13 protein-coding genes and 1 pseudogene are annotated in these 17,122 nt (G+C 64.0%); 4 read left to right on the forward strand and 10 right to left on the reverse strand.

The features are described 5' to 3' along the window. Positions 1-21: 21 nt before the first annotated feature. From IPK59_20700 to IPK59_20745, 10 genes and pseudogenes are all read right to left on the reverse strand, one after another. A complete protein-coding gene (locus IPK59_20700) occupies positions 22-948 on the reverse strand; it encodes an ABC transporter permease (protein MBK8161074.1) in 927 nt (308 codons plus the stop codon). Then, on the reverse strand, positions 948-2,024 hold the full coding sequence (locus IPK59_20705; GenBank protein ID MBK8161075.1) for an ABC transporter permease: 1,077 nt from the start codon (positions 2,022-2,024) through the stop codon (positions 948-950). Before IPK59_20705 ends, IPK59_20700 begins: the two co-directional genes overlap by 1 nt. Beyond that, a complete protein-coding gene (locus tag IPK59_20710; protein ID MBK8161076.1) occupies positions 2,014-3,591 on the reverse strand; it encodes an ABC transporter ATP-binding protein in 1,578 nt (525 codons plus the stop codon). The genes IPK59_20705 and IPK59_20710 overlap by 11 nt, the downstream gene beginning before the upstream one ends. Positions 3,592-3,664: 73 nt before the next feature. Beyond that, the gene (gene xdhC, locus IPK59_20715) at positions 3,665-4,675 is read right to left on the reverse strand and encodes a xanthine dehydrogenase accessory protein XdhC (protein MBK8161077.1); all 1,011 of its coding nucleotides are present in this window, start codon (positions 4,673-4,675) and stop codon (positions 3,665-3,667) included. Further along, positions 4,672-6,818, reverse strand: a pseudogene (locus tag IPK59_20720) (molybdopterin-dependent oxidoreductase). The gene xdhC and the pseudogene IPK59_20720 overlap by 4 nt, the downstream one beginning before the upstream one ends. Further along, entirely contained in the window at positions 6,805-8,250 is a 1,446-nt protein-coding gene (gene xdhA / locus IPK59_20725) for a xanthine dehydrogenase small subunit (protein MBK8161078.1), read from the reverse strand. The pseudogene IPK59_20720 and the gene xdhA overlap by 14 nt, the downstream one beginning before the upstream one ends. Positions 8,251-8,253: 3 nt before the next feature. Next, positions 8,254-8,604 (reverse strand): hydroxyisourate hydrolase, encoded by a 351-nt coding sequence (uraH, locus tag IPK59_20730; GenBank protein ID MBK8161079.1) that lies wholly within the window; start codon positions 8,602-8,604, stop codon positions 8,254-8,256. Positions 8,605-8,776: 172 nt separating this feature from the next. Beyond that, entirely contained in the window at positions 8,777-9,031 is a 255-nt protein-coding gene (locus IPK59_20735) for a hypothetical protein (GenBank protein MBK8161080.1), read from the reverse strand. Continuing rightward, positions 9,028-9,591 (reverse strand): CoA pyrophosphatase, encoded by a 564-nt coding sequence (locus IPK59_20740; protein ID MBK8161081.1) that lies wholly within the window; start codon positions 9,589-9,591, stop codon positions 9,028-9,030. Before IPK59_20740 ends, IPK59_20735 begins: the two co-directional genes overlap by 4 nt. Before the next feature lie 103 nt (positions 9,592-9,694). Then, on the reverse strand, positions 9,695-10,207 hold the full coding sequence (locus IPK59_20745; protein ID MBK8161082.1) for a DUF1285 domain-containing protein: 513 nt from the start codon (positions 10,205-10,207) through the stop codon (positions 9,695-9,697). Between the two features lie 72 nt (positions 10,208-10,279). Between IPK59_20745 and IPK59_20750 the strand changes: the two genes are divergently transcribed. From IPK59_20750 to IPK59_20765, 4 genes are read left to right on the forward strand one after another with little or no spacing between them, the layout of a single operon-like run. Continuing rightward, complete coding sequence (locus tag IPK59_20750) at positions 10,280-11,323, forward strand: MoxR family ATPase (GenBank protein ID MBK8161083.1); 1,044 nt, start codon at positions 10,280-10,282, stop codon at positions 11,321-11,323. 23 nt (positions 11,324-11,346) lie between these two features. Then, positions 11,347-12,261, forward strand: a complete 915-nt coding sequence (locus IPK59_20755) for a DUF58 domain-containing protein (GenBank protein MBK8161084.1) — start codon at positions 11,347-11,349, stop codon at positions 12,259-12,261. Beyond that, positions 12,258-15,041: a DUF4159 domain-containing protein gene (locus tag IPK59_20760; GenBank protein ID MBK8161085.1), complete on the forward strand. Its 2,784-nt coding sequence runs from the start codon at positions 12,258-12,260 to the stop codon at positions 15,039-15,041. The genes IPK59_20755 and IPK59_20760 overlap by 4 nt, the downstream gene beginning before the upstream one ends. Further along, on the forward strand, positions 15,038-17,122 hold the full coding sequence (locus IPK59_20765; protein MBK8161086.1) for a hypothetical protein: 2,085 nt from the start codon (positions 15,038-15,040) through the stop codon (positions 17,120-17,122). Before IPK59_20760 ends, IPK59_20765 begins: the two co-directional genes overlap by 4 nt.

Consider the following 17,122-nt stretch of genomic DNA (forward strand, 5'->3'; position numbering starts at 1 on the left):
TAAAATTCCGCGTGAGGTCGACTATCCCGTGACGTGGAACGGGCGGCCGAGGCAGGCCGGGGCGTTGAGCCGGATCTTGGAGCGGTCGGTCGAGATCACGACCAGAACGATGATGGTGGCAAGATAGGGCAGCATCGAGACCATCTGCGCCGGGATGCCGAACCCCAGGGTCTGCACATGGAACTGCAGAATTGTGATGCCACCGAAGAGATAGGCGCCGAGCAGAAGCCGCAATGGCCGCCAAGTCGCGAACACAACGAGTGCAAGCGCAATCCAGCCGCGGCCGGCGGTCATGTCCTCGGCCCACATCTGCGTGTAGCTCAAGGACAGATAGGCGCCACCAAGACCGCTCATAGCGCCGCCGAAGAGCGTAGCACCATAGCGGATGGCGATGACCGGATAACCGATCGCATGGGCGGCATCGTGGGAATCGCCCACCGCGCGCAGCACGAGACCGGCATGGGTGTGAAAGAGGAACCAGATCGTGCCGCCCAAAGCGAGGAACGAGAAGTAGACGAGACCATCCTGGCCGAACAGGATGCGGCCGATGACCGGGATCTCCGTGAGGTAGGGAATTTCGAGCGACGGCAGCCGCGGCACCGGCTGGCCGACATAGCTGGCCCCCATCATGGCGGCAAGGCCGATGCCGAAGATGGTGAGGGCGAGGCCCGTCGCCACCTGATTGGCAAGCAAAGTGAGCGTCAGCACGCTGAAGATGAGCGCCATCAGCGCGCCGCCAAGTGCTGCCGCCACGATCCCGATGAAACCGTTCCCGGTCGTCAGCGTGACCGCAAAGCCTACCACCGCTCCCACCAGCATCATGCCTTCGACACCGAGATTGAGAACGCCCGATTTCTCGGTCACCAACTCGCCGGTCGCCGCCAGCAGCAGCGGCGTCGAGGCCGAGATGACCGACAGCACGATCGAAGTGAAGACCACGCTGTCCATCAGGCGTCCTTTCGCGTCGGCGATACGACTCTCAACCGATAACGGATGAGAAGGTCGCAGGCGAGCAGATAGAAGAGCAGGATGCCCTGGTTGATCATGGTGACCGCGGCCGGCAGGCCGAGCGCGATCTGCGCCTTCTCGCCACCAAGATAAGTGAGCGCAAGCACCAGGCCGCCAAAGAACACACCCACCGGATGCAGACGGCCGAGGAAAGCGACAATGATCGCGGTGAAGCCATAGCCGGTCGGCAAAGCGGGCGTCAGTTGGCCGATCGGCCCCGCAATCTCGAACATGCCGGCAAGACCGGCCAGACCACCGCCTACCAAGAGGGAGAGCCAAGTGAGTGACTTGGTCGAGAAGCCGGCATAGGCGGCGGCGCGCGGTGCCTGCCCCGCCACCTTCAGCTTGAAGCCGAGCAGCGATTTAGAGAGCAGGAACCAGCCAAGGGCGACGACGATCAATGCCGCCACCACGCCCACATGAATGCGCGTACCCGGGATGAGATGGGGCGAACTCGCGGCCAAGGTGAGGAGGCGCGACTGCGGGAAGCCGTAACCTTCGGGGTCTTTCCAGGGGCCGACCACCAGATAGAGCAGCACCAGCTTGGCGACATAGGTCAGCATCAGGCTAGTGAGAATCTCGCTCGCATTGAAGCGCGTCTTGAGCAGCGCCGGGATGGCGCCCCAGAACATGCCGCCCAGAATGCCGGCCGGGATCATCAGCAGCCAGATCGGAAAGGTCTCGATGTCATAGAAATAGAGGGCAACGCCGGTGGCAAAAATGGCGCCCATGACATATTGCCCCTCGGCACCGATGTTCCAGACATTGGCGCGGAAGCCGAGCGACAGACCGACGCCGATCATGATGAGCGGTGCTGCCTTGACGAAGAGTTCTGAGAAGCCGCGCTTGGTCAGCAGCGGGTCGATCCACATGACGCGCAAGGCCTCGATCGGTTCCTTGCCGAGCAGCAGGAAGATGATCACTGTCGTGGCGAGTGTCAGGGCGATGGCGAGGATCGGCGAGGCATAGGTCCATAGACGCGAGCGTTCGCCACGCGGGATGACGTCAAGGCGCATGCGTCGCCTCCATCTTTGCCGGCGGCGATGCACCACCCATCAACCGGCCGATGGTCTCGATGGTCGCCTCCGCCACCGGGATGGCCGGTGACAGGCGGCCGCCGGCAATGACGGCGATGCGGTCAGCAAGGGCCATGATCTCATCGAGGTCCTGCGAGATGACGACGACAGCAGCCCCCGCCGATGCCAGATCGAGCAAGGCCTGGTGGATGGCCGACGCCGCACCGGCATCAACGCCCCAGGTCGGTTGTGATACGACAAGGACGCCGGGCTTCTGCAGGATTTCGCGGCCGACGATGAATTTCTGCAGATTGCCGCCGGAGAGTGAGCGCGCCTCGGCCTTGGGGCCGGTGGTGCGGACGTCGAAGCCCTTTATGACCTCGCCGGCGAAGCTCGTCGTCCGGCTGTCGTCGATGACGCCGATCTGCACCAGGCCGCGGCGGCGATAGCCGGAGAGAAGCGCGTTCTCCGCCAGCGTCATGTCGCGGATGGCACCATGGCCGTTGCGTTCTTCCGGCACAAAGCAGCCGCCGGTTGCGCGCCTGCCATCCGGACCAAGCTTGCCGATCGCGACGCCGTCGAGCGTGATCGTGTCGGCGGTGGCGCTCAGCGTTTCACCGGAGAGGGCGGCCATCAATTCATTCTGGCCGTTGCCGGCAATGCCGCCAATCCCCAAGATCTCACCGGCCTTGACCTCGAAGCCGATCTCCTTGAGGTCCGTCCCGAATTGCTGATCGGATTTCAGCGACAGATTGCGCACGGCGAGGCGAATAGCCGCCGCGGCATCCGCCTGGCGGCCATGGATCGGCGCCCGCAGGGTGGTGCCGATCATCAATTCAGCGAGGTGCCGGGCGCTTTCCTGGCGTGGATCACATTCCGCGACGACCCTGCCCAATCGCATGATCGTGGCTTTCTCACAGAGCGCGCGGATCTCTTCGAGCTTGTGGCTGATGTAGAGGATGGCGCAGCCTTCGGATGCCAGGCGACGCAAAGTGGCGAACAGCTTCTCCACCTCCTGCGGTGTCAGCACCGAGGTTGGCTCATCCATGATGAGGAGCTTCGGGTCCTGCAGCAGGCAGCGCACGATCTCGATCCGCTGGCGCTCGCCGACAGAGAGATCATGGACGGCTCGGTTGGGATCGAGCGGCAGGCCATAGGCTTCCGACACCTCGACAATGCGCGCGGTGAGATCCTTGCGCAGCTTCTTGTCGTTGATGCCGAGCGCGATGTTCTCGGCGACCGTCAGGGCCTCGAACAATGAGAAATGCTGGAACACCATGCCGACGCCAAGATTGCGCGCATGGGATGGGCTGTGGATCTCGGTCGGCTGGCCGCGCCAGGAAATCTCGCCCGCATCCGGCTTCTGCACGCCGTAGATGATCTTGACCAGTGTCGATTTGCCGGCACCGTTTTCACCCAGCAAGGCGTGTATTTCGCCCGGCATGATGGCGAGGTCGACATGATCGTTGGCAAGGCATCCCGGGAACTGCTTGACGATTCCCGACAGGCGCAGCAAAGGCTGCGCCGAAGGCGCCCCGCCGGACCCGATCCCACCCGCCAAAACCATCCCTCATCCTCCGCCCGATTCGTCCTGGGTTTCGCCCAGACCGGGTCTTTTCCGCATGCGAACTTATAGGCGATCAGCCGGACAATTGCATCCCTGCTGCTGGTAATTGCACCCCCGCTGCTGGCCGCAGCAGCAGTTCCGCCGCCACCGCGATGGCGATCGCCGCCGGTATCTTGCTCTTGATGCCGGCAAGGCCAATGGGGCACTGCAGGCGCGCAAGATCGACCGCCGGCACCCCGCCTTCGCGCAGGCGCTGCAGGAATCGTGCCCGCTTGGTGTCGCTGCCGATCAATCCCAGGCTGGCAAAGGAACCGCGCAGCAGAATGGCCTGCACGATCTCGAAATCGAGGGCATGGCTGTGGGTCATGACCAGGAAATGGGCATCCGCTGGCGCGGCGTTGATCATCTCGGCGTTCGCAGCGCCGGCATCGATTGCGACATTGTCGGGAATCCTGTCCGGGAAAATGCCTTCGCGCCCATCGCTCCAGGTGACGTGGAAGGGAAGATCGCCCAGCAGGTTGACCAGCGCGCGGCCGACATGGCCGGCGCCAAAGAGATAGAGCTGCGGCCAGCGGATCCCGGACGTCTCGCTAAGGATCATGCCGGATTCGCTCTTGCGCAGCCGCGCCGTGCCAGGATCCGTCGACGGTGCGTCGAGCGGGTACAGTTCCCGCGCCGTGCTGGGTTGCCCCAAGATGAGAGTGCCGGTCCAATACTGACCGGCCTGTTCCCAGGCGATCACCTGGCCGAGCCAGGACGCGGCATCCGCAGCGAGCGGTTCGAGGACAATATCGAGCGCGCCACCACAGCATTGGCGCAAATCGGGGCCAAGGATGAAATGCTGATGTGAACTTGCCGTGGCCCCTTGCGCGATGAGAGCGCGGGCCCCGGCGATGATGTCGAATTCCAATTGCCCGCCGCCCACCGAGCCGACGATTTTGTCGGCATCAACCAGCATGCGGGTGCCCGGCACGCGCGGTGTCGAGCCCTTGGCGGCAGCGATGGTGACCAGCACGGCTGGTTTCCCCGCCAGCGCGAATGCATGCGCAGCGGCAAGGACCGGATCTGCTGGGCGGCCGGTCATGCGATCCTCGCCCGCAGCTCGTCGATTGCTGCGAGGACACGTTCCGGTGTCGCCGGGGCGTCCAGGGCCGGCAAATGGCGATGATCGGCAAGGCTGGCGATGGCATCGGAGAGGGCGCGGAAGACCGAGATCGCCAGCATCAAGGGCGGCTCGCCCACCGCCTTGGAACGATGGATCGAGTCCTCGATATTCTCGGCGAAGTCCTGCAGCTTGACGCGAAAATCCGGCGGCCGGTCGCTCATGGTCGGGATCTTGTAGGTGCTGGGGGCATGGGTCCGAAGACGGCCCTGATCGTCCCACCACAATTCCTCCGTCGTGAGCCAGCCCATGCCCTGGATAAAGCCGCCCTCGATCTGCCCCAGATCCACCGCCGGATTGAGCGAGCGGCCGACATCGTGGAGGATATCGACCCGCGTCACGCGGTACTCGCCGGTCAGCGTGTCGACGGCGACTTCGCTCACGGCTGCGCCATAGGCGAAGTAAAAGAAGGGCCGTCCGGTTGACGTCTTGCGGTCGTAATGGATTTTCGGCGTCTTGTAGAAGCCGGTCGCCGACAATTGCACCCGGTCGAGATAGGCGAGCTTCACCAGCGCATCGAAGCTGATTTCCTGCGCCCCGGCCCGGATGCGGTTGGGCAGGAAGGCGACATCGGACCTTGCCACCTGGAAATGCCGCGCGGCGAATTCAATGAGTCGATCCTTCAAGGTCAGCGCTGCCGCCTGTGCCGCCTTGCCGTTCATGTCCGACCCGGAGGACGCCGCCGTGGCGGAGGTATTGGGCACCTTGCCGGTATGCGTCGCGGAAATCTTGATGCGATAAAGATCGACCTGGAATTCCTCGGTGCAGCATTCTGTTTCGATATCTCGCGGCGCCGCGCCCGGTAATCGCTGCTCAGCTCCAGTTCCGCCACCAGGTCGCCGATGATGCTGTCTTCGACCACCATGTGATAGGGCGTGATGTTGCGGCTGCCTCGGTCATAGAAATTGACCTTGCGGACATCAAGCGGATCCATGCCCAGATGCCGCGAGATGGCATCGATCACTTCCTCGATCCCCAGCATGCCCTGCGGCCCGCCGAAGCCGCGGAAGGCGGTGTTCGACACCGTGTGCGTCTTGCAGCGATGCGAGAGGATATGCGCGTGGTCGAGATAATAGGCATTGTCCGCATGGAACATGGCGCGGTCGGCGATGGCGCCGCTGAGATCGGCGGAAAAGCCGGCGCGGGCGGCATGAACAAAATCGATCCCTTGAATGACGCCGTGATCATTGAAGCCAACCTGCCAATCGATGATGAAATCATGGCGCTTGCCCGTCATGATCATGTCGTCATCGCGGTCGAGGCGGAACTTGGCCGCACGGCCGGTCTTGACCGCCACCAGTGCCGCGAGCGCCGCCCATTGCGTCGCCTGCGATTCCTTGCCGCCGAAGCCGCCGCCCATGCGCCGCACCTCGACCGTGACCGCATTGGCGGGGCGGCCGAGCACCTGCGCCACATTCATCTGCACTTCTGTGGGATGCTGCGTCGAGCAATGGATATGCACATCGCCATCTTCGGTCGGGATTGCGAGCGACACTTGCCCTTCCAGATAGAAATGATCCTGCCCGCCGTGACGGAAGCGGCCAGCAAGCCGATGCGGTGCGGCCGCGATGGCAGACGCGGCATCGCCCTTGCGCAGGCGCTGATCATCGAGCACGAAACTTTTCGCCGCGAGGGCGTCCTCGATGGTGAGAATGGCCGGAAGATCCTCGTAGTCGATTTCCGCCAAGGCGGCGGCTGCACGCGCCTCAGCCACCGTCTCGGCGGCGACACAGAACAATGGCTGTCCCCAGAACATGACCTCGCCCGCACAGAGCAATGGATCGTCATGGGCGTGGATCGGACTGATATCGTTTGTGCCCGGTATGTCGGCAGCGCTGAGAACACAGGCGACCCCTGGGGCTGCACGCACGCGCGCAAGCTCCAGCCTTGTCACACGCGCATGGGCGCGATCCGCGGGAAAGGCATAGAGTTGCAGCGTGCGGGCCGGTTCCGGCAGATCGTCGACATAGCGGGCCGTGCCGGTCACATGCTTCACGGCGGAATCATGCGCCCGCGCTTCGCCCACGCCGCCCGAGATTTGGTCCGCCGCGCTAGCCATGGGCATGCCTGCCGGCAAAGGTGACCCGCGTCTCGGCAACAGAATCGCTGAGTTCAATGAAGCATTTGCGCAAGAGATTGGCAGCGACCTTGCCGCGATAGGCGGCACTTGCCCGCATGTCAGCGATCGGCTGATAGTCCTGCGCGAACAGAGTCGCGACTTTGTCGATCGTGGCCGCGCTCCAGGTCTGGCCGCGCAAGGTGGTTTCGACGGCGGCAGCCCGCTTCGGAACGGCCGCCATGCCGCCAAAGGCGATGCGGATATCCACGACTTTGCCATCCTCGATCTTGACGTGAAAGGCGCCAAGCAAGGCCGAGATGTCCTGATCGAAGCGCTTGGAAATCTTGTAGGCGCGGAACTCCCAGCCAGCTTCCGGCTTGGGGAGGCGGATCGCTTCGACAAATTCGCCGGGCTGGCGGTCCTGCTTGCCATAGGCAAGGAAGAAGTCCTGCAGCGGCATCTCCCGGCGCGCATCTCCCCGGCGCAACATCAGTGTGGCGCCAAGCGCTATCAGGCAGGGCGCACCATCACCGATCGGCGAGCCGTTGGCGATGTTGCCGCCGACCGTTGCGACATTGCGGATCTGGGCGGAGCCCAACCTGCGGATGATCTCGGCAAAATCCGGCCAATGCGGCGCCACGACCGGCAGCAGTTGCGCATAAGTAACACCAGCACCGATGACGATTTCCGAAGCCGTCTCATCGATGCTTTGCAGATCCGCGACCTCGGCCAATGAGATCACCGGGTCGAGCTGGCGACGTTGCTTGGTGACCCACAGGCCGACATCGGTCCCGCCGGCGACCAACGTGGCGGAAGGATTCCTCTGGTAAAGCGACGCCAATTCATCGCTGCTGCGCGGGGCGAAATAGCCGGGATTGTCGGTGGTTCCATCCGCCATCGCTTGCAACTGCGCAATGGTCTCGCTGGCACGGACGTCAAACTGGTCCGGCTTACGATTTTTCAGCGCGATTTTCGCCGCCGCCAGAATTGGTCCATAACCGGTGCAGCGACAAAGATTGCCGGCGAGCGCGTCGGTCGTCTCCTGGTCATCGAAGGTCGCCGCATTCCGGTACTGCGCAAAGAGCGACATGACGATGCCGGGGGTGCAGAAACCGCATTGCGAACCATGTGCCTGGACCATCGCCTGCTGGACCGGGTGCAGGCTACCATCCTCGGCCTGCAGATCCTCCACCGTGATGATTTGCTTGCCATGCAGAGTGCCAACAAACTGGATGCAGGCATTCACCGCGCGATAGCGCAAGGCACCATCCTGAAGATCGGCGATCACCACAGTACAGGCGCCGCAATCGCCTTCAGCGCAGCCTTCCTTGGTGCCGGGGCGATGTTGCTCGCGCCGCAGATGGTCGAGTACCGTCTCGGTCGGTGAAGCCGGCTCCACAGATCGCATGTCAGGCCCTAGGAGATAACGGATGGCCATGCCCTAAGAGCCGCGATAGGTGGAATAGGCAAAGGGTGAGACCAGCAGCGGCACGTGATAATGCTGCGTGGGATCGCTCACCCCGAACCGCAAGGTCACGATGTCGACAAAGCGCGGTTGCGGCAGGTCGAGACCGCGGCCGGCGAAATAGTCCCCGGCATGGAAGACCAGTTCATAGGTAGCAGCCGTCAGCGCCGCATCTTCCAGCAGGGGGCGGTCGCAGCGGCCGTCGGCATTGGTGATGGTCTGCGCCACCAGGACACGCTCCGCTCCCAGGCGATAGAGTTCCAGGCGCATCGCCGCACCCGGCACGCCATGCGCCGTGTCGAGGACGTGGGTGGTCAGTCGACCCATAAATCACAGCCCCTGTTGCCATCGCCGATCCGTGCCATTGATGCCGCGGTCCCGGCGCTTTCCGCCATTTTATCGATCAGCATCGCATAGGCGGCCACGGGCACAATCGCCGGCTTGTTCATAAACATTATCAAGGAAGCTTAGATAATCGACCCCGGCACCGCAAAATCACCTATTCGAAGTGACCGGGCACCACGACGCCATCGACCACCTTGGGCGGGACATATTTTCCGGTGGGCGGTTCGCTGCTGGCAAGCCACCCCGCCCCCAGCACGATCAGCAGCAGGATGACGCCAAGAACCGCGAGCCAGGAGAGCGGAACCTCGCGCACGGTGATGCCACGCCGCTCCTGGAACTTGAGGTAAAGCCAGTAGAGCAACGCCGGCAACGCCAGCGGAATGATTACCTCGAGAAACGCGCGCATCATGTCCCCTTCAGGGCCGTGTCGAATTTCCCCTTTGGGGCGGGACCGGCGCCGAGAATCTCGGCCAGGTTGTTGAGCATGCCGGCGGTCGCGCCCCAGATGTAATAGTCGCCATAGGGATAGACGTAGAAATAGCGCGTGCGGCCTTGCCAGACGCGGCTTTCCATGCGGCGACTGTCCGGTGCCAGAAAGAAGGACAACGGCACCTCGAAGATCTCGGCCACTTCGAAGGTGTCCGGACTGAGGGTGAAACCGGGCCTTACCAGCCCCACAATCGGAGTCACCTCAAAACCGGTCCGCGTCACATAGATGTCGAGCTGGCCGATGAGATCGATATGGGCGCGGTCCAGCCCCGTCTCCTCCTCCGTCTCGCGCAAGGCGGCGGCGATGGCGTCGGCATCCTCCGGATCGATGCGGCCGCCGGGAAAACTGATCTGGCCGGCATGGTCATGAAGATGATCGGTGCGCTTGGTGAGGAGGACTGTCATTCCTTCCGGCCGGTCGACCAGCGGCACCAGGACGGCGGCCTGCTTCAGTGTCAGGCCGGCCATATCCGGTTTCATCTCGGGATTGAGATCGTCGTCGCCACGCGGCTGCTGACTTTGGGGGCGAAGCGGCGGCCCGGAAGGATACCGCGGAAGCGGTCGATGACGAGGTCCCGTGGCATCAGGCGGTCTCGACCTGGCCGAGCGGAAAATAGCTGCCGCCGCTCCAGACGCCCAGTTCCGCGCCCTTCGTCTCGGCGAGATCGACCAGTTGATAGAAGACCGGACGGCTGATCAGCGCATCCAAGGCGCCGCGCACCCTTATATAGGGCGATGGCTGATCGCCCTCGGCAAGGTCGATGCGAATCGGATGGTCGGCATCGGCGGTCACCCAATCCTCGACATTTGTGCGAAAGGCCAGCTTCTGGTCCTGGCCAGCGCCTGTCACAGTCATCTCCACGGCGACGAAGGGGGCGTCGTCGACGGTGATCCGGCCACGTTCGACCGGTGTAACAAGCCAATAGGATCCGTCATTTTCTCGCCGCAATACCGTGGAAAATAGGCGCACCAAGGATTTACGTCCGATCGGCGAACCGCGGTAAAACCAGGTGCCGTCCCGGGCGATGCGAAAATCGAAATCGCCGCAGGAGGGCAACATGCTGAAATCAGGTGAATTCAAATCGTGGTTGGACATCGCCCCTTGCCTGGCGCTACGCTTCTGAAATCTAAAGATAAGTCATAATCATACGAGTGCAAGGAGGCCGTCTTGGCAACCACTGAAACAGCATCCACCGGGCCGGTCAGCGGATTTCCAGCCGGTGCCGCGCCCCAGGGAGGCGATCTCGGCGCGGAAATCGAGACGCTTTCAGGTCGCCTGGCCCGGGTGAAGACGAATATCGGCCAGATCATCTTCGGTCAGGAGGAGACTGTCGAACAATCGATGATCAGCCTGCTGGCCGGCGGCCATGTGCTGCTGATCGGCGTGCCGGGCCTGGCCAAGACGCGGCTGGTGGATTGCCTGGGCAAGGTCCTGGGGCTGGATGCCAAGCGCGTGCAATGCACTCCCGATCTCATGCCAGCCGACATCATCGGCTCCGAAGTGCTCGAGGAGAGCGATACCGGCAAGCGCGCCTTCCGCTTCATCGAGGGACCGGTCTTCAGCCAGTTGCTGATGGCCGACGAAATCAACCGCGCCAGCCCGCGTACCCAATCGGCGCTGCTGCAGGCGATGCAGGAGCACAAGGTCTCGGTCGGCGGCCACACCTATCCGCTGCCGCAGCCCTTCCATGTGCTGGCGACCCAGAACCCGCTGGAGCAGGAAGGCACCTATCCGCTGCCCGAAGCCCAGCTCGACCGTTTCCTGCTGCAGATCGACGTGCATTACCCGAGCCTGGACGCCGAACGGCAGATGCTGATCGTCACCACCGGCTCGGTCGATGCCGAAGCCGCCACCGTGCTGAGCGCCGCCGAATTGATGGCAGCGCAGCGCCTCGTGCGACGCATCCCCATCGGCGACAAGGTGGTCGAGGCCATCCTGCGGCTGGTGCGCGCCGGTCGTCCCGAAAGCAGTGACATCGAGGATGTGAAGAAGAACCTTGCCTGGGGTCCGGGGCCGCGGGCTGGCCAGGCCCTGATGCTGGCAAGCCGAGCGCGGGCCTTGCTGCAGGGTCGCTTCAGCCCGTCGATCGACGATGTCGCTGCATTGGCGCATCCGGTGCTGCGCCATCGCATCGCGCTCAATTACGGCGCGCGGGCCGAAGGTGTGACGCTGGGCAACATCATCGATCGCTTGATCGGGCAATTGGGCTGAGCATCCGCGTGGCCGCAACGACCATCGCCCAGACGCTCAAAGACACCCGCGACCGGGACCGCAACAAGGCGGAAGCGGCGGCGGTCGCAGAGCGCCTGCCGCCCTTGCTGTTGGCGGCGGAACGCATTGCAGCGACCGTCGAACAGGGTGTTCACGGCCGCCGGCGCACGGGTCCCGGCGAGGTGTTCTGGCAATACCGCAACTATTACCCCGGCGACGAACTGAAGCGGCTCGATTGGCGCGCCTCGGCAAAGACCGACCGGCTCTATCTGCGCCAGTTGGAATGGTCTGCCTCGCAAAGCGTTTATCTGTGGTGCGATCTCTCGCCCTCCATGGTCTATGCCAGCCGCCGCGACCTCGCGACCAAGGCCGAGCGCGCGCAGGTGCTGGGCCTCGCTGTTGCTAGCGTACTCGCGCGCGCCGGCGAACGTGTGGGCCTCCTTGGCCATGCCGTACCACCGAGCGCCGGGCGCAACGTGACCGAGCGGCTTGCCGAGCAACTCTTTATCGATGCCCGGACACCGGCTCAGGCCGCAAGCCTGCCGCCGCCGGCCGATCTGCCGGCGCATTCCCATGCCCTCCTCATCAGCGATTTCCTCTCGCCGCTTGACGAATTGCAGCGCGTCATCGCGCGTTTTGCCGGACGCAACATCCATGGCCATCTGTTGCAGGTGCTGGACCCGGCCGAGCAGGCGATGCCCTTTACCGGGCGCGTGCGCTTCGAGGGATTGGAACAGGAAGGCGACATGCTGATGAGTCGCGCCGAAGCCGTGCGCGAGCAATATGTCGAACGTCTGGTCGCCCATCAGCAAGCGCTGCGGGATCTCGCCCGCCATGCCGGCTGGAGCATGACCGTGCATGTGACCGACAGCGCACCCGCAGCCTCCGTCATTGCCCTCTATCAATGGCTCGCTGCAGATCGCAGGTTGCGCCGATGAATTTTGGCAATCTCAGCATTCTTGTTCCGGGGCTGCTGGCGGCCTTCATCGCCCTGCCGATCCTGTGGTGGCTGCTGCGCCTGACCCCGCCCAGCCCCAAGCGCATTCATTTTCCCGCTATCCGACTTCTGTTCGGCCTCATCCCCAAGGAAGAAACGCCGCATCGGACGCCGTGGTGGCTGATCCTGTTGCGCGTCTCGATCGCCGCCTTGATCATCGCCGCCTTGTCGCATCCGGTCTGGAATGCCGGCGAGAATCTGAGCCGGCCAGGATCGATGCTGCTGGTAGTCGACAATGGCTGGGCCGCGGCCCCCCATTGGAGCCAGACCAGCTTGATGGCGGAAAACCTGATCGACCAGGCCGATCGCGAAGGTCGCACGGTCTTGCTGGTACCGACGGCACCGGCGCTGGGTCAGGCCGCGCTTACTCCGCCTGACAGCCTCGCGCCGGCGCAGGCCAAGGCAGCCATCGCCAATCTCGTCCCCCAGCCCTGGACGAACCGGCGCGATCTGGTGGAAACCATGCTGCGGCAGATGGCCGAGAACGGTGCTCTTGGCCAGGATCTCAACATCACCTGGCTGAGCGACGGCACCACCGGTGGCGACAGCGACAAGACACTGGCGGCGCAACTTGGCACGCTCGGTGCCTTGCGGATCGTGGGGCCGCGCGATCTGCCCCTCATCCTGCGCCCCGCCAAGGTCGATGCCGGTGGGCTGAACCTGCAGGTCGAACGCGCCATGGTGGGCGCTTCGCAGGCCGTCGGTCTGCGTGTTCTCGATGCCGAGGGCCGCACCATCAGCCTCGCCACCGCGCGCTTTGCCGCCAACCAGAATGCGGTCGAGGCGAAGATCGAGCTGCCGCTTGAACTGCGCGGCCGCGTTGGCGCGATTGCGCTTCAGCAATCGGGTGACGCCGAATCGGGTCATGCCGGCGGCATCGTGCTGCTGGATGACGCCGCCGGATCGAAGCCGATCGGTGTTATCACGGATAACGCGACGGCAGCGCGCCAGCCGCTGCTGGGCGAACTCTATTACGTCGAACGCGCCATGCAGCCCTTCAACGAATTGCGCGTCGGCAATGTCAGTACCTTGGCAAAGCAACCGCTTGCGGTGATGATCCTGCCCGATGGCAGCAATATCAGCGACAGTGACCGGGTGAGCCTTGCCGCCTGGGTTGAAGCCGGTGGCATGCTCATCCGCTTTGCCGGCGAACGCCTGGCCCTCGCCGCCGGCGACGACAATCTGCTGCCGGTGCGCTTGCGTCAGGGGGACCGCGTGCTGGGCGGTGCGCTCAGCTGGTCGGCGCCGGCGAGCCTAGCGCCCTTCCCCACGGCCTCGCCTTTTGTCGGCCTGGCAACGCCCAAGGATGTGACGGTCAATCGCCAGGTCCTGGCACAGCCAGACATCGATCTTGGTAGCCGCACCTGGGCAAGGCTCAGCGATGGTACCCCGCTGGTCACCGGAACCAAGCGCGGCGAAGGCTATATCGTTCTCTTCCATGTCAGCGCCAACACGGCCTGGTCGAACCTTGCGCTCTCGGGATTGTATGTCGAGATGCTCAACCGCCTCTTGTTGCTGGCGGCCGGCGTGCCCAACAGCGGCCAGGATAAGGCGACACCCTTGCCGCCCAGTCAGTTGCTCGACGGCTATGGCCGCCTCGTGGTGGCACCGACCAGCATCACGCCGCTCTCCCCAGAGGACTTCAAGGAGCAGCGCACTGGACCGCTGCACCCGCCCGGCCTCTATGGGGCGCAGCAGGCTCGCCGAGCGCTCAATCTTACGGCGACATTGCCCGCTGTGAGCCCGATCAGCTTGCCGACCGAGCCGTTGGCGCGGTCGACGGCGATCGACTGGAAACCTTGGCTGCTGCTCCTGGCGGCATTGCTGCTCGCCGGGGATTGTCTGATCGGCCTCTATATGCGCGGCCTGCTCAGCCGGGGTGGTCGCGGCGCGGCTCTGGGGCAGGCTGCCAAGGCCGCCAGCATGGCCCTGCTGGTAGCGTTCAGCCTGATCGCCACGGTCCCGCAGGTCCGGGCGCAGGACGTGGTACAGCCGATGAGCGATGAGGAAATCATCGCCGCCGCCGAGACCACGCATCTCGCCTATGTTCGCACCGGTATTCCCAATGTCGACGCCACCAGCCGCGCCGGCCTCTTCGGGCTGACCAACAGGCTGCTGGAGCGGACCTCGGCCGACATGGGCGAGCCGGTCGGTGTCGACCTCAATGTCGACACGCTCGATTTCTACCCCATCCTCTATTGGCCGATTGCCGGATCAAGTCAGGCCCTGGGTGACCGGGCGATCACCGAAATCAATCGCTATCTCGCCGGCGGCGGCATGATCCTGTTCGATACGGCCGATCAGAACGTCGTCGGAATTACCGGCGGCCTCGGGCCAGGCGCCATGCGCCTGCAGGAAATCACCGGCGGCCTCGAAATTCCGCCGCTGGCACCGGTCGCAGCCGACCATGTGCTGACGCGCTCCTTCTATCTGCTCAAGGATTTTCCCGGGCGCTGGGTCGGCGGCACGCTTTGGGTCGAGAATTCGCAAAGCCGCGTCAATGACGGCGTTGCCTCGGTCATCGTGGGGAGCAACGACTATGCCTCGGCCTGGGCGATGGATGATTACGGGCAACCGCTGTTCCCGGTAACACCCGGCGGCGAGCGGCAACGCGAGTTCGCCTATCGCTTCGGCGTCAATCTGGTGATGTATGCGCTCACCGGCAAGTACAAGGAAGACCAGGTCCATGTGCCGGCGATCCTGGAAAGGCTGGGGCAATGATGCCGGCCTTCTCCTGGGATGGACTCTCGGTTGTCCTCAACCCGCTCTTGCCGGACTGGATCATGGCGGCCTTCGCCATCCTGTTTGCGTCCCTGTTCCTGCTGTCGCTGTGGCGTCGGGCGCGGGGGGCCTTCTTGCGGCTGCTGGCAGTCCTCACCATCCTGCTGGCGCTGCTCGATCCCAGCATGGTGCAGGAGAAGCGCGCCTATCAGAAGGACATCGCCATCGTCCTGGTCGATCGCTCGCCTTCGCAGACGATCGACGAACGGGATGCGCAGGCCGCGCGCGGCCTCGCCCTCCTCAAGGACAAGCTTGGCAAGATCGACGATCTTGAAGTCAAGGTGATCGAAGGCGGCGCCGGACCCGATACGGCGGAGAAAGGCACGCTGCTGTTCGAGGCGCTGCGGCGCGGGATGGCGGATCTGCCCTTGGCCCGCATCGCCGGCCTCGTCATCGTCTCGGATGGACAGATCCATGACGTGCCCAACGCGCTCACCGATCTTGGCATCGATGCCCCCATCCATCTGCTGCTGACCGGCGATCCGCGCACCGGCGACCGCCGCATCGAACTGGTCGAAGCGCCGAGTTTCGGCCTGGTCGGCAAGCCGGTCGAGGTGAAGTTGCGCGTCGACGACCTAGGGCGCAATGCCGGGGCCGCGACGACGATCCGCATCAAGCGCGATGGTGTTCCTTTGCCGCCGGTGCCGGTCGTGACCGGGCGCGAGACGACATTGTCGCTCGACCTCGAACATGGCGGGCAGACGGTATTCGAGATCGAGACCGATGACGGTCCCTCGGAACTGACCCGCCTCAACAACCGCGCTGTCCTTTCAGTGAATGGTGTGCGTGACGAGTTGAAGGTACTGCTCATCTCCGGCGAGCCCTATCCTGGCGAGCGCGCCTGGCGCAACCTCCTCAAATCCGATCCATCGGTCAGCCTCATCCACTTCACCATCCTGCGCCCACCCAACAAGCAGGATGCGACCCCAATCAACGAATTGGCGCTCATCGCCTTTCCGATTGACGAGCTATTTGACATCAAGCTCAAGGAATTCGACCTCATCATCTTCGATCGGTTCGAGCACCTCGGCATCCTGCCGGATGAGTACTTCCAGCACATCGCCGACTATGTCGCCGGTGGTGGCGCCGTCTTGGAAGCCGCCGGGCCACGCTCTGCCGGCCAGTTTAGTCTTTATCGCACGCCGATGGCGTCGATCTTCGCGGCGATGCCGACCGGCGATATCCTCGCCCAGGGTTTCAAGCCGAGCGTGAGCGAGATGGGCAAGCGCCATCCCGTGACGGCCGACCTCCTCGCCGATCTCAATGCGGCACCCACCTGGGGCCGCTGGTTCCGCCAGCTGGTCACCATCAACCAGGACGGCGAAGTGCTGATGAACGGTGCCAACGATCTGCCGCTGCTGGTGCTGCAGCGTGTCGGCGAAGGACGCGTGGCACAGATTCTCTCCGATCATCTCTGGCTGTGGTCGAAAGGATTCGAGGGCGGTGGGCCGCAGGCCGAACTGGTCCGTCGCACGGCGCACTGGCTGATGCAGGAGCCGGATCTGGAGGAAGAGGATCTGCGCGCAACCGCGATCGACGGGAAGCTCGAGATCGAGCGCCGCAGCCTCAGCGCTCAGGAAATCGATGTCACAGTGACCCGGCCAGATGGCCGCACGGAAACCGCGCGCCTCCGAGACATCGGCCGTGGTCGCGCCACGGCGTCACTGCCGGCCGTGGACCAGGGTCTTTATCGCGTCAGCGATGGCACTCGCGATGCCTTCGCTGCCTTGGGCGAGATCAATTCCAAGGAGTTCAACGATCCCCGCGCCAGCGCTCAGCCACTGCAGTCGCTCCTCACCGCATCGGGCGGCGGTGTTGCCGTGCTGCCGGGCAATGACTTGCCCGATCTGCGCCGCGTCGGCAAAAAGGGCGACCGGTCCGGCAATGGCTGGTTCGGCCTGACGCGCAACGAGGATTATGTGGTGACGGGCGTCAGTCAGGCGCCGATGCTGCCGCCCTGGGCGGCCCTCATCATCGCCATCGGCTTCGTGCTCGCTGCCTGGCGCCGCGAAGGGCGCTGA

The organism is Rhodospirillaceae bacterium (assembly GCA_016712715.1).
GTDB lineage: Bacteria > Pseudomonadota > Alphaproteobacteria > Dongiales > Dongiaceae > Dongia.

Bases quoted from the DNA above. Each gene is read 5' to 3' on its own strand.
- IPK59_20700 (MBK8161074.1), bottom strand. From the start codon at position 948: ATGGACAGCGTGGTCTTCACTTCGATCGTGCTGTCGGTCATCTCGGCC.
- IPK59_20705 (MBK8161075.1), bottom strand. From the start codon at position 2,024: ATGCGCCTTGACGTCATCCCGCGTGGCGAACGCTCGCGTCTATGGACC.
- IPK59_20710 (MBK8161076.1), bottom strand. From the start codon at position 3,591: ATGGTTTTGGCGGGTGGGATCGGGTCCGGCGGGGCGCCTTCGGCGCAG.
- xdhC (MBK8161077.1), bottom strand. From the start codon at position 4,675: ATGACCGGCCGCCCAGCAGATCCGGTCCTTGCCGCTGCGCATGCATTC.
- xdhA (MBK8161078.1), bottom strand. From the start codon at position 8,250: ATGGCCATCCGTTATCTCCTAGGGCCTGACATGCGATCTGTGGAGCCG.
- uraH (MBK8161079.1), bottom strand. From the start codon at position 8,604: ATGGGTCGACTGACCACCCACGTCCTCGACACGGCGCATGGCGTGCCG.
- IPK59_20735 (MBK8161080.1), bottom strand. From the start codon at position 9,031: ATGATGCGCGCGTTTCTCGAGGTAATCATTCCGCTGGCGTTGCCGGCG.
- IPK59_20740 (MBK8161081.1), bottom strand. From the start codon at position 9,591: ATGAAACCGGATATGGCCGGCCTGACACTGAAGCAGGCCGCCGTCCTG.
- IPK59_20745 (MBK8161082.1), bottom strand. From the start codon at position 10,207: ATGTCCAACCACGATTTGAATTCACCTGATTTCAGCATGTTGCCCTCC.
- IPK59_20760 (MBK8161085.1), top strand. From the start codon at position 12,258: ATGAATTTTGGCAATCTCAGCATTCTTGTTCCGGGGCTGCTGGCGGCC.
- IPK59_20765 (MBK8161086.1), top strand. From the start codon at position 15,038: ATGATGCCGGCCTTCTCCTGGGATGGACTCTCGGTTGTCCTCAACCCG.